Here is a 13,042-nt window from a genome sequence, read left to right as displayed (position 1 = left end):
TTTATGTGTATGCCTCCTGCATCTTGTTCGATCGCAACGATTGTAACCGCTCTTTGAGCTCCGCCAATGACGCGTATACGAAACGCTCTTCGAGTTGTTGGCGCCCAATCCGGCGTTGATAGCACGGCGCCTCGGTCAAATCGCGTTTCGGTGCTTCTGGATTGACTCCAGGCAGTCCGTCTTCCATTGTAACAAGAAATTCGAGTTCAGAGAATACTTGATGCATAAATTGAATCGTATTTTTTGACCATTTTCGCTCTTTTGACAGACGAATCAGGTTTTCACGTAGATTTTTCCGTTCGCATGTCGCCATGTGTACATAATACGTTCGGAAATCCTCGCGTGATGGTAGACGCTCAAAGAACGAGTCTCCTTGACCGAACGCGCAATAAATTCGCTCGACGCCTTCATGGAGTTTTTCTGCAAGAACGTCTTCATCGTCAGGCAAATCGAGCAGGACGACGAAACGATTGAGCGGTTCGTCTCCTTCATGGAGCGGGTAGTCTTCCATTGTTCCCTGGAACGACAAGAACGACGTATGTTCTTTCGGTAAGTCTTTCAGCTCTTGTACCGATTTTTTCTTCCCGCGATAGTCGAACACTTGGAAGTCATCGACGCGTAAGTCTTGAATCATGAGCTGCGGTTTTCGCATCCCGTTCCATTCATTCACTTGAAGACTGCCCATCACCGAGATGTGGGCCATCTGCGAGATTTCCGAGACGACATGTCCGAACCCGAAGCCGATGCCGTCGAGCTCACGCTTGTCTCCGGCGAGCTGCACTTTCAAATGTGTCGCATCGCGTCCGATTTGACGAATGTCACGAAGTTTCGCATCTGCGACGACGACGCGTGGAGACGGGTTGCCCATGCCGAACGGCGCCAATTTCGCAATCTCTGAAATCAAATCGAGCGAGACGTCATTGACCGTCAGCTTTAAATCGACGTTGACCCGTGGCACGAATACGTCATCTGGAATTATTTCCGCTTGACGATTCAGCCGTTCACGCAATTCGGCGACGTTCTCGGATTGAAGCGTCATCCCGGCAGCGGCCGGATGCCCCCCGAAGTGCGGCAAGATGTCTTCATTTTTCGAGAGTTCTTTAAATAAGTCAAACCCGTCAATCGAGCGACCCGAACCTTTCGCCTTGCCCGTCTCCGGGTCGTGGCAAAGGAGAATGACCGGACGATAGTACGCCTCGACGAGACGAGAGGCGACGATCCCGACGACACCCGGGTTCCACTTCTCACTCGCGACGACGAGCACACGGTCCTCTGTCATCGATGCTTCGACGAGTTCTTTCGCTTCAGCCGTAATCGTTTTGACGATATCTTGACGTTCTTTATTTTGCTTATCGAGCTGTTTCGCAAGTTCGAGCGCTTCTTCGACGTGTTCGGCAAGGAGCATTTGAAGCGCCGGCATCGCTGAATCGAGACGGCCCGCCGCATTGATCCGTGGACCGAACGCGAAACCGACCGATTCTTCGTTCAACACGCTATCACCGAGACCACACACTTCACGTAGTGCTAAAATACCTGGTCGTTTCGAAGCTTCGAGTGCCACAATCCCTTTTTTCGCGAGCAATCGGTTCTCACCGTCGAGTGGGACGAGGTCGGCGATCGTTCCGAGTACTGCCAAATCAAGCAGTTCTTCTGGCATTCTTCCTAAAACGGCATGTGCCACTTTGAGGGCGACACCTGCACCGGCGAGTTTATCGTATGGATATCTCGGGTCGATGTGTGGGTGGATAATGGCATACGCGTCCGGCAATGTCTCTTTCGGCTCGTGGTGGTCGGTGATGATCAAATCGACACCAAGGTCTTTTAACAGTGTCGCTTCTTCAATCCCTGAGATTCCACAGTCCACTGTGATCACCAAGGTGAACCCTTCGTTCGCTGCCCATTGGAACGCTTCCTTGTTCGGTCCATACCCTTCCGTGAAACGGTTTGGGATATAGCACTCGGCCATGACACCAATCTCGGTCAAGGCGTGCCACATGACCGAAGAGGCACTGACACCATCGACATCGTAGTCACCATAGATGAGCACCATCTCACCCTCGTCCGCCGCCTGCTTGATCCGGGATACGACTTTTTCCATCTGTTCAAACAAATACGGGTCATGAAAGACGAGTTCTTCCTCGGCATACAAAAATGCCTTGGCCGCTTCTACATCCTGATGTCCACGCTGAACGAGCAACGTCGCGAGTTGTGCTGATATATTTAATTCGTTTTGTAAACGTGTGACGTCGTCCGGGTTCGTTTCCGGATAAAGCCACTGTTTCTTCGAATGGTACATGTCCTTCACTCCAATCAATTGTAGATTATAGCAGACCACGTGAAAGATGTGCCGTCTTGACATTTAAAAAGGTCTCCCGTTTAAAGGGAGACCCACTCATTACGCCTCTGTGACCGGCGTATCTTTTTTCTTGTTGATGGTCGTGCGCTTGATGAGGAGCCACAAATACGATGCGATGAAGATGGATGAGTACATCCCCATGAAGAGTCCGATTATCAATGCAAGCGAGAAGCTGCGAATCGACTCGGCACCGAACACGTATAAGGCGATCGCCGTAACGAGTACCGTGATGACGGTATTGACCGAACGGACAATCGTCTCTTGAATCGATTTGTTGATGATCGACTCATAGACGTCCATCGAACGTATCTTCCGTTCTTTTTCATACGATGTGATGTTCTCCCGCACGCGGTCGAACGTAACAATCGTATCGTTGACGGAATAACCGATAATCGTCAGGATTGCTGCGATGAAATACAAGTTGACCTCAATCCCAAAGAGTGAGAATGCGACAATCATGAAGAAGGCATCGTGTAACATCGCCACCACTGTCGCAACCGCATAGGAGAATTGGAAACGGACCGTGATATACAGGATGATCCCGATCGACGCAACGGCTACCGCATACAAGGCGTTTTTCGCCAAGTCACGACCGACTTGAGCCGACACGGTGCTGATGTTCGGGTCGTTGCCGAACTGCTCCGTGAACGCCGTCTTGACGCTCGCGACTTCTTCTTGACCTAGTTGTCCGACGAACGTGACATATGCCAAACGTCCTTCATCTGCATACTGGACGCTCGAAATCTCTTGGTCAATCCTTGCGTCATTAAATGCTTGCGTGAACTCTTCTTGCGAGACACGTTCTTCTGTTAAAACCTCGACACGCGTTCCTGAGGCGAAGTCAATCCCAAGGTTCAATCCTCGGAAGAACAAGAGACCGATTCCGAGAACGACGATTGCCGTCGAAATCAAGAACATCGTGCGCATATGTTTGACGTAATTCCATTCAGTAAGCTTAAAGTTCACGGATTTCACTCTCCTTCACACCAAACCATCCTTTACGTTTGTCGAACAGACGACTTGAGACAAGGAGGTGCATCAAATAACGTGAGATGAATACGTTCGAGATGAACGTCATCCCGATTGAGATCATGAGCATGACGGCGAACCCTTTGACCGAACTTTGTCCAAAGTAGAACAAGACCGCAGCCGAGATAAGCGTCGTCAAGTTGGCATCAATGATCGTACTGAGGGAACGACGGTTACCGGCACGGAATGCCGACAAGACCGACTTCCCAGAGCGGAGCTCATCTTTGATTCGTTCCGCCGTGATGATGTTCGCATCGACCGCCATCCCGACCCCGAGGACAAGTGCCGCAATCCCTGGGAGCGTCAAGACCGCATTGATTCCATTGAAGAACAACATGATCAAGTTAATATACAGTACAAGCGTGATGATCGACACGAGTCCTGGTAGACGATAGAAGAACAACATGAAGATAAACACGGCAATGATCCCGATTGAAGCGGCAAATACCGTCTCTTCTAATGCGTCTTGACCGAACTGAGCCGATACCGACGTCGAGTAGATCTCATCGAGTTTGACCGGGAGTGCCCCTGCGTTCAAGATGTCGGCAAGACGTTGTCCGCTCTCCGCATCAATCCCACCACCAGAGATAATCGCTTTATCTGACAAGATCGGACCATTTACAGAAGCATCCGAAACGATTTTCGAGTTTTCTTTTTGAATCTCTTCTTCGTATGTGTCACCTTCTTCGTAATCAAGCCAGATGACGAGACGGTTCTCAGGGGCAGGACGTTGTGAGATTTCAGACGTCACTTCGCCAAACTGATCGGCCGATTGAAGTGTCAACTCAACGACTGGTTGCCCTTGCTGATTGTAGCTGAGTGCCGCGCCACGAGGAGCTAAGTCTTTCCCGTCGAGCAAGACATTGTCATCCACGTCACGGAACGTCAATTGTGCTGTTGACGAGATGACTTCGCGCGCTTCGTTTTGGTTCGATACGCCAGCGAGCTGGACACGGATTCGATTGTTTTCTTCGATTCGAACGTCCGGTTCGGATACACCGAGGACGTTGATTCGGTTGTTGATGGCGCGAACGGTTGCATTCATCGCCGACTCGTCGATGACGTCGCCGTCTTCGAGCGGTTGTACTTCATACAAAACTTCGAATCCACCTTTTAAGTCGAGTCCGAGGTTCGTGTTCTTGACGACCCAAGGTGTCGAGAACACAGCGAGCAGGATTGTCGCAATCATGATGACCGCGAAAATCGCAATGTTGCCTTTTTTGTACATACGACTATTTCCTTTCTAAACCACTGTTCTTGATCTAACTTCTCTCGTTAACATTACAAATTTTCTAAACATTTATCAATCATTTTCCTAAAATTGTAACGTCTATTCACATAAATGTAGCGTTAATTTGCGTACGAGACTAAATGTTGCGCAAGGGCAAAACTTCATGTATGATGTAGCTAACATCACAACATCAAAGGAGTCTTTCCATATGGACAGCACAATTATTTTTGCATTTCTCCTTACCTTGTTTGCAGGACTTGCGACGGGAATCGGGAGTATGATCGCTTTCTTTGCGAAACGAACGAACACGGCTTTCTTGTCCATCTCTCTCGGATTTTCAGGCGGTGTCATGATTTATGTATCCTTCATCGAGATTTTCCCAAAGGCGCTTGAAGAACTTGTCGGCGCACAGGGGGAGTATACCGGAACGATTTACACCGTCCTCGCGTTCTTCGCGGGAATGTTCTTGATCGGTATGATCGATAAGTTCATCCCGAAAATGGAGAACCCGCACGAGGTCAAGTTCGTTGAATCGATGCAGAACGACCCGTCAACGCAAGAGTTGGCAACGACAGCAACAAATGAAGCGGCTCCAATCAATCATCCTGAGACACAAAGTCGCCTAAAGAAAATGGGGATCTTCATGGCACTCGCCATCGGGATTCACAACTTCCCGGAAGGACTTGCGACGTTCATCTCGGCGCTTGATGACCCAACCGTCGGTGTGGCCATTGCTATCGCAATCGCACTGCATAACATTCCGGAAGGGATCGCCGTCTCCGTGCCGATTTATTATGCGACAGGTTCACGGAAGAAGGCGTTCAAGCTTTCGATGTTATCCGGTCTCGCCGAGCCAGCTGGGGCTGCCATCGGATTTTTAATTCTCATGCCGTTCTTGAGCGACACCGTCTTCGGGCTGTTGTTTGCAGCAGTCGGGGGGATCATGGTCTTCATCTCGCTCGACGAGTTGCTCCCTGCAGCCCGCGAATATGGGCATGCCCATCATTCGATGTATGGAATGGTCGCCGGGATGATTGTCATGGCGACGAGTCTTATCTTATTAATGTAACGAGCAATGCCCTGACGCGAGCGTCAGGGCATTTGTTATGTCGTCTTAAACACATGGACGACATCTTTTAGTTCAGACGACATATGACTCATCGTTTCGGCGATGCTGTTGATTTCTTGGATGGCCGCGAGTTGTTCCTCGACATTAGCCCCCGCCTCTTCGACGCTGCGTTGTGTCGAGACTGCGTTCGTGGACATATCCTCGACCGAAACGGCAACTTCTGTCGTATTGGCACTCACTTCTTCTGTCGCCGCGGCAATCTCACTCATCTGACGCGACGTCTCTTCGATGACCGATACAATCTCACGGAACGCCGAGGCGACTTCACCCATCTGTGATACACCACTCTCGACATGAACGCTCGATTCTTCGAACGCTGTCTCGACTTGCTCCGTGTCTCGCTGGATGTCACGGACGACGGTCTGAATTTGAATGGCAGATTGCTTCGACTCCTCGGCAAGCTTTCTCACTTCTGCCGCGACGACCGCGAAACCTTTCCCATGTTCTCCCGCACGTGCCGCCTCGATGGCCGCATTGAGCGCAAGCAAGTTTGTCTGTTCCGTGATGGCCGTGATGGAGCGGGTAATCTTCTCAATCTCAAGCGACTGATTCGAAAGACGAGTCACCATCTGTTGCGTGAGCTCATTGGCGCGACGAATCTCTTGCATTCGCTGCTCTGCTAATTGAACGGTCTCAAGCCCACCGTTTGCCGCTTCAAGTGTATGAATCGTCTGTTCATTCACTCCTTGTGACGCTGCGGCAATCTGGTTCAATCCATCAACCGCTTGATTGACGCCAATCGTCCCTTCTTCCGCTCGTTTAGACGACCCTTGGGCCGCCACATTCATGTCTTCAAACAAACGAGAGACACCTTGGGTCGTTGTCGCCACGTGGTCCGTACTCGCATACAGTTCTTCTGAATAGGCAGTGACTTTTTCTGAAGCTTCTCCTACCCGACGAATCAATCCGACAAGGTTATGTTTCATTTCGTTGAAAGCTGTGACAAGGTCTCCGAGTTCATCGTTTGAGGCGACCTCAATATCTTCACCCGTCAAATCGCCACCCGCCATGATTCGTGCTTGACGACCGAGTCGGTTGATCGGTTTTAAGAAGAGACGTTGCAGGGCGAGCAAGGACAGGATTCCAATCACGACACCGACGACGCTGATGACAAGCATCCAGAGGATCGAGCTCTCCGCTTCGGCCTGTACAGCTTTCGTCTCGGACGCAAGGAGATCACCTTTGTATTCGACAAGGTCTGTCACCGTCATCCGAACACGGTCCGTCGTCGGCGTCACGCTCGTATTGAGAACCGTTTTATACCCAATCTCATCTTGTTGCTGGCGAAGTTCGATGGCACGATTCATTTCACGGTCCAACAACTCGTTAAATTTCTCCAAATCGCCCAACCAAGATAAAATCTTCTCATCTGAAGAGGATGCCTTCAGTGAAGCCATCAACTCGTCACGCTGCTCCTGGACACTTTGCAGACTGATGAGTGTTTTCGGATTGGCAACGAGCATATAGTAGTTCAAATAACGTTCCGCATCGGTCACCGCGAGCGACAGATTTTCAGCCAACAGCATCTCCTGCGTCCCCTCGCTCAACACCCGGTCATATGCGGCAGTCGATTGTCTCAGTTGATATGAACCAAGCGCCCCGACAAGAACGAGAGCAATAATTGTGGGTACTAGCGCAATCGACATTCGTCTTCTGAGAGAAGAACGTCCCTTCTGTTTTGTACCGCTCCGCTTCCATGTCCCCCCTTTCCAATTCTTTATCGGTCTTACCAATCGTTTCACGTCCATGTCATCCGTTCTCCTTCATCTCGAATTTCTTCTCAATTTGACATTAATGCAAACGTTTTCATGAATCAAATCGATTTTTCGAAATGAGGTGGATGAATGTTGATTCGATTGCGTTTTGACAAAAAGAAGTCATGTTTGTATACTTTAAATCGTAATTATTACGTTTTGAGAGGTATTCACATGAATGTTGAGAACACATCCTTATTAATTATCGGTGCAGGTGTCCATGGGATGACACTCGCCATCTCATATATGGAACAAGGCGGGCAACTGGAAGATGTTCTGATCGTCGACCGACACACCGACCCGCTCACGAATTGGAAACAACAAACTTCATCCATATCTATGTCACACCTTCGTTCGACTCGCGTGCACCACGTTTCTTCGAATCCGCACGCCTTGAAGCAATTCGCGTCTCGTTATGCCTATCGCTCCAATCATTTCAAAGATACGTTCGGTCGTCCTTCACTCGAACTGTTCAACGACCATGCCGAATCATTATGGGACACGTATCGCCTCGAGGAGCGATTCCTCGGCAATGAACGAGTGATGACGCTCCGAAAGGATGGGGCGCACTATCACGTCCGAACAGACCGCCGCCTCATCGTCGCGGACTCGGTCATTGTCGCGATCGGTCAATCCGCAAACGTCGTGTTACCCGAATGGGCGGATGAACGTTGCCGACACGTTTTCATGAACGATCCTTCGAACGAATCAGATGAAGTGATTGTCGTCGGCGGTGGCATCACAGCACTTCACTATGTCGTGAAGCGTGTCAATCAAGGTCATCACGTGACACTCGTGACGAGACGACCACTAGAAGTGAGTCAATTTGACGCCGACCGCCAATTCATGGGACCGAAAGGATTAATTGACTTCCATCGTCTGAAACAAGACTGGACGACAAAGCGATCATTCATCGCTCGTGAACGAAAGCCGGGGTCCGCTCCAAACGATCTCGTCTTGAAAGTGAAACGCCTCATTCAAACGAACGCCGTGACACATCTCATCGGAGAAGTCGAGCGGGACAGTGGTTCGCTTTTCGTGAACGGTGAAAGACTTGCCGGGCAAGAAGTCGTCTGTTGTACAGGAATCCGACCACACCCTGTGAAAGAGACTTTCTTGCAGCCATTAATCGATCAGCTTCATCTTCCTCTCACGCCATGCGGTACACCTGCCTTGAATGAACGTCTCGAATGGACGCCTGGTCTATACTTGACGAATGCCTATGCGGATTTGATCATCGGCCCATTCGCAAGAGCCGTCTACGGTGGACAAGAGGCCGCCCGAAGAATTCTTCCCCAACTTCTATCCACACAAAAAAGCGTCCGACCATAATGGTCAGACGCTTACTTGCTTATTCCTCAAATGAGGCATTCGCTTTTTTCACGACTTCCGCAACTGCGCTTCGGTTGAAACGGAGAAGCGATTGATCGCATTTCAAAACGACATGTGTGTCTTCGATTTGATGAACGACGCCGTGTAAACCGCCGATTGTGACAACGCTGTCGCCACGCTCGAGGGCGTTTTGCATCGCTTGTACTTCTTTTTGGCGTTTCGTCTGTGGACGAATCAACAAGAAGTAAAATACGACGAAAATCAAGATCATTGGTAATAACGCAACGATTGTTTCCATGAGTAACATTCACCCTTTCCTTCAATATCAGGTTCATTATACCGTGAAACTGAAGCATTGTCACACAATGTCCGACACGTTTGCTTAGAAATTCTTCGCGTTCGGCTTGTTGTAGCCGTATTCTTCGAAGAACTCTTCTTTGAAATCGAGTAAACGGTCTTCGCGAATCGCTTGACGAACCTGCTCCATCAACTTCACGAGGAAGTGAAGGTTGTGTGTCGTACATAAGTGAAGACCGAACATCTCGTCCGCACGAATCAAGTGATGGACATACGCACGTGAGTAATTCTTACACGTGTTGCAGTCACACTTCTCATCGATCGGGCCGAAGTCTGTCTTATACTTCGCTTGTTTGATCGTGACGCGACCTTTCGATGTCATGAGCGTCCCGTTCCGTGCAATCCGTGTCGGGAGGACACAGTCGAACATATCGATTCCACGAATCGACCCTTCAATCAATGCGTCCGGCGAACCGACACCCATCAAATAACGTGGTTTGTTTTCCGGCATGAGCGGCGTCGTGAACTCGAGGGCACGATACATGACGTCTTTCGGTTCACCGACCGAGAGACCGCCGACCGCATATCCTGGGAAATCGAGTGAGACGAGGTCTTGTGCACTTTGACGACGAAGATCCTCATATTCCCCACCTTGAATGATCCCGAAGAGCGCTTGGTCTTCTGGACGCTCGTGTGCCTCAAGGCAACGTTCTGCCCAGCGGCTTGTGCGTTCGACCGATTTCTTCATGTATTCATGTGTCGCCGGATAAGGTGGGCACTCATCGAATGCCATCATGATATCCGACCCGAGTGCGTTTTGAATCTCCATCGCCTTTTCCGGTGACAAGAACAACTTGTCACCGTTCAAGTGGTTACGGAAATGGACGCCTTCTTCTTGAATGTTTCGAAGATCGGCAAGCGAGAACACTTGGAAGCCGCCCGAGTCCGTGAGAATCGCGCCGTCCCAGTTCATGAACTTATGAAGCCCGCCAGCTTGTTTGATAACCTCATGTCCCGGACGGACCCATAGATGGTACGTGTTCGACAAGATAATGTTTGCACCCATCGCCTTGACCTGTTCAGGTGCCATCGTCTTGACGCTCGCTTGCGTCCCGACCGGCATGAAGACCGGTGTCTCGAACGACCCGTGCGGCGTATGGACGATTCCGTGCCGCGCTCCGGTCTGTTTACATGTGTGAATGTGTTCGTATGTGACTGCGTGTTTTGTCATTTTGTTACTTCCTTCCTCGTGATGAGCATCGCGTCTCCAAAACTGAAGAAGCGGTATCGTTCTGCGACCGCAGTCCGATAAGCGTGTAAGATGATGTCGCGCGTCGCGAATGCCGAGACGAGCATGACGAGTGTCGATTTAGGCAAGTGGAAGTTCGTGATCAATCCATCGATTGCCTTCAACTCGACACCAGGGTAGATAAAGATATCCGTCCAGCCCGATGACTCGACGAAATCCCCATGGTCTCGCATGATTGTTTCGAGCGTCCGTGTCGAAGTCGTACCGACCGCAAAGATGCGACCTCCGTTCGACCGGATATCTCGGAGCGCAGCTGCCGATTCAGCTGACAACTCGAAATATTCGCTATGCATCGTATGTTCTTCGATCGAATCAGCCGTTACCGGACGGAACGTGCCGAGACCGACGTGAAGCGTGAGCGGGATTAACCGAACCCCTTTTGCCTTCGCTGCCTCGAGCAGTTCTTCTGTGAAATGAAGACCTGCTGTCGGAGCGGCTGCACTGCCTCGTTCCCGCGCATAGACCGTCTGATAACGATCCTGGTCATCGAGTTGTTCACGGATGTACGGTGGGAGTGGCATCGTTCCGAGTTCATCTAAAATCTCGTAGAAGATACCGTCGTAGTCGAACTTGAAGCGACGTCCTCCTTCCGGGAGTTCCTCGACGCATTCCGCGCGGAGAAGTCCGTCACCGAATTCGACGATGGAACCGACACGAACTTTTTTCGCCGGTTTGACGAGCGCTTCCCATACGTCGTCTTCCGTCTGTTTCAATAAAAGCAGCTCCACTTTCCCGCCTGTCTCTTGTTTCGCTCCAAAGAGACGAGCCGGTAAGACGCGCGAATCGTTGACGACGAGCGCATCTCCCTCGTTCAAGTAGTCGAGCACGTCACGGAAATGACGATGCTCGATGTCTCCTGTCTCACGGTCCAATACGAGCAGACGCGAGCTCGTCCGATCGAGCAACGGGACTTGGGCAATCAACTCTTCTGGCAATTCAAAATCATAATCGTTTACGTTCAATTGAATGTCTTGCATACCTTACTCCTCTTCCTCTTCATAACCAAAATGCGACTTGGCAAACTGTGTGATCATCCGTCCTCGCGGCGTCCGCTGCAAGAACCCTTGTTGCAATAAATAGGGCTCGTAGACGTCCTCGATCGTCTGAGCATCCTCACCGATGGTTGCGGCGAGCGTCTCGAGTCCGACCGGTCCACCTCCGAACCGCTCCACCATGGCCCGAAGCAATCGATGGTCGACTTCATCGAGTCCGAGTGCATCGACGTGTAGACGGTCGAGCGCATCGGATGCGAGCACCGGATCGATTTCTTTCGTGCCGGCTACCTGCGCGAAGTCACGGACTCGGCGCAAGAGACGATTGGCGATTCGCGGCGTCCCTCGCGAGCGCTTCGCAATCGCGCCACTCGCCTCAGGTGAGATCGAAAGGCGGAACAGCTGGGCCGTCCGACTGACGATGGCCGCGAGTTCATGTGGCTCATAGTATTCAAGTTTCAATGTGACCCCGAAACGGTCCCGAAGCGGCGCCGATAACATCCCAGCTCGCGTCGTCGCCCCGACGAGTGTGAACGGTGGCAAATCGATGCGTACGCTTCGCGCCATCTCGCCTTGTCCATAGACGATATCGAGACAGTAGTCTTCCATCGCCGGATAGAGAATCTCTTCAATCGTCCGACTCAACCGGTGAATCTCATCGATAAATAAGACATCACCCGGCTCAAGTGTCGAGAGGATTGCGGCCAAATCACCTGGTCGTTCAATCGCCGGTCCGGCGGTCGTCTTTATGCCGACGCCCATCTCGTTGGCGATGATTTGCGCGAGTGTCGTCTTCCCGAGTCCCGGTGGTCCATACAATAGGACGTGGTCGAGCGTCTCACTGCGAAGTTTGGCGGCCTGGATGAAGACAGACAAATTGCCTTTCGCCTTTTCCTGCCCGATATATTGCTCGAAGCGCTGCGGACGTAAGCTCCACTCTTCAGAGTCTTCATATTGCTGATGAGATTGTGACAACAATCGTTCGTCCATAGCTTCCTCCTTATTTCAATAACAGCTGTAGCGCGCGTTTTATGTACGCGTCGGTCGTCAAGATTTCCCCGCTCAATGCTTTGCGGACTTTCGCGATCTCTCGTTCAGAATATCCGAGGGCGACGAGCGCCTCACACGCCTCGTCGAGTTCTGATGCACCTTGTGCGAACAATCCTTCGTTCGGCACATAATCCGGTGCAAGTTCGGATAACTTCCCTTTTAAGTCGAGTGCCATCTGTTTGGCCGTCTTCTTCCCGACTCCCGGGAACTTCGTCAAATACTTCTCATTCTCGGTTTCAATCGCATCGATCAACGCGTCGATATCTCCAGAGGCGACAATCGCGAGTGCCCCTTTCGGTCCGATACCGCTCACGCTAAGGAGTTTATTGAAGAGCTCCCGTTCCCGGCGTGACCGGAAACCGTATAGCGTCTGTTGATCTTCACGGACGTAATGATGCGTAAACACGATTACATGTTCGTCTTGTTCACGATAAAAAAACGGGTTAGGCACATGTACTTTGTAGCCGACGCCCGAGACATCTAACGTTATATATTCCGCACACACATAGGCGACGGGTCCTTTTACGAATTCAATCACGGTGTAATCTCCTTTTCGGTCGGAA

The 13,042-nt window shown here is 50.8% G+C and carries 9 protein-coding genes and 1 pseudogene; 2 read left to right on the top strand and 8 right to left on the bottom strand.

What is annotated here, in order from left to right; all coding sequences use genetic code 11:
* Position 1: 1 nt before the first annotated feature.
* Complete coding sequence (recJ, locus tag LCM29_RS01390; protein ID WP_224860478.1) at positions 2-2,296, bottom strand: single-stranded-DNA-specific exonuclease RecJ; 2,295 nt, start codon at positions 2,294-2,296, stop codon at positions 2-4.
* Between the two features lie 99 nt (positions 2,297-2,395).
* A pseudogene (gene secD / locus LCM29_RS15285) lies at positions 2,396-4,613 on the bottom strand (protein translocase subunit SecD).
* Positions 4,614-4,824: 211 nt separating this feature from the next.
* Between secD and zupT the strand changes: the two are divergent.
* Positions 4,825-5,685, top strand: a complete 861-nt coding sequence (gene zupT, locus LCM29_RS01375) for a zinc transporter ZupT (RefSeq protein ID WP_224860472.1) — start codon at positions 4,825-4,827, stop codon at positions 5,683-5,685.
* A 35-nt stretch (positions 5,686-5,720) separates the two neighbouring features.
* On the opposite strand, the gene LCM29_RS01370 is transcribed toward zupT, so the two are convergent.
* Positions 5,721-7,493: a methyl-accepting chemotaxis protein gene (locus LCM29_RS01370; protein ID WP_224860470.1), complete on the bottom strand. Its 1,773-nt coding sequence runs from the start codon at positions 7,491-7,493 to the stop codon at positions 5,721-5,723.
* Between the two features lie 180 nt (positions 7,494-7,673).
* Between LCM29_RS01370 and LCM29_RS01365 the strand changes: the two genes are divergently transcribed.
* Positions 7,674-8,831, top strand: a complete 1,158-nt coding sequence (locus LCM29_RS01365) for an NAD(P)-binding domain-containing protein (protein WP_224860468.1) — start codon at positions 7,674-7,676, stop codon at positions 8,829-8,831.
* 19 nt (positions 8,832-8,850) lie between these two features.
* Here the strand turns inward: LCM29_RS01365 and yajC are convergent, their stop codons facing one another.
* The 5 genes from yajC to ruvA form a co-directional block, all read right to left on the bottom strand.
* A complete protein-coding gene (gene yajC, locus LCM29_RS01360) occupies positions 8,851-9,129 on the bottom strand; it encodes a preprotein translocase subunit YajC (protein ID WP_031421435.1) in 279 nt (92 codons plus the stop codon).
* Between the two features lie 84 nt (positions 9,130-9,213).
* Entirely contained in the window at positions 9,214-10,359 is a 1,146-nt protein-coding gene (gene tgt / locus LCM29_RS01355) for a tRNA guanosine(34) transglycosylase Tgt (protein ID WP_015881169.1), read from the bottom strand.
* Positions 10,356-11,414, bottom strand: coding sequence for a tRNA preQ1(34) S-adenosylmethionine ribosyltransferase-isomerase QueA (gene queA, locus LCM29_RS01350; protein WP_412093967.1), 1,059 nt, complete (start codon positions 11,412-11,414; stop codon positions 10,356-10,358). The genes tgt and queA overlap by 4 nt, the downstream gene beginning before the upstream one ends.
* Before the next feature lie 3 nt (positions 11,415-11,417).
* Positions 11,418-12,419: a Holliday junction branch migration DNA helicase RuvB gene (ruvB, locus tag LCM29_RS01345; RefSeq protein ID WP_214695364.1), complete on the bottom strand. Its 1,002-nt coding sequence runs from the start codon at positions 12,417-12,419 to the stop codon at positions 11,418-11,420.
* A gap of 10 nt (positions 12,420-12,429) precedes the next feature.
* On the bottom strand, positions 12,430-13,017 hold the full coding sequence (gene ruvA, locus LCM29_RS01340) for a Holliday junction branch migration protein RuvA (RefSeq protein ID WP_015881166.1): 588 nt from the start codon (positions 13,015-13,017) through the stop codon (positions 12,430-12,432).
* Positions 13,018-13,042: the final 25 nt, after the last annotated feature.

Origin of the sequence: Exiguobacterium aestuarii (assembly GCF_020171655.1) — a bacterium.
In the GTDB taxonomy this organism is placed as follows: Bacteria; Bacillota; Bacilli; order Exiguobacteriales; family Exiguobacteriaceae; genus Exiguobacterium; species Exiguobacterium aestuarii_A.
Note: the sequence above shows the minus strand (reverse complement) of the source record. Positions and strands in the feature narration are given on the sequence as shown.

Excerpts from the sequence above, each read along its gene's own strand:
- recJ (WP_224860478.1), bottom strand. The coding sequence starts at position 2,296 with ATGTACCATTCGAAGAAACAGTGGCTTTATCCGGAAACGAACCCGGAC.
- zupT (WP_224860472.1), top strand. The coding sequence starts at position 4,825 with ATGGACAGCACAATTATTTTTGCATTTCTCCTTACCTTGTTTGCAGGA.
- LCM29_RS01370 (WP_224860470.1), bottom strand. The coding sequence starts at position 7,493 with ATGGACGTGAAACGATTGGTAAGACCGATAAAGAATTGGAAAGGGGGG.
- LCM29_RS01365 (WP_224860468.1), top strand. The coding sequence starts at position 7,674 with ATGAATGTTGAGAACACATCCTTATTAATTATCGGTGCAGGTGTCCAT.
- yajC (WP_031421435.1), bottom strand. The coding sequence starts at position 9,129 with ATGGAAACAATCGTTGCGTTATTACCAATGATCTTGATTTTCGTCGTA.
- tgt (WP_015881169.1), bottom strand. The coding sequence starts at position 10,359 with ATGACAAAACACGCAGTCACATACGAACACATTCACACATGTAAACAG.
- queA (WP_412093967.1), bottom strand. The coding sequence starts at position 11,414 with ATGCAAGACATTCAATTGAACGTAAACGATTATGATTTTGAATTGCCA.
- ruvB (WP_214695364.1), bottom strand. The coding sequence starts at position 12,419 with ATGGACGAACGATTGTTGTCACAATCTCATCAGCAATATGAAGACTCT.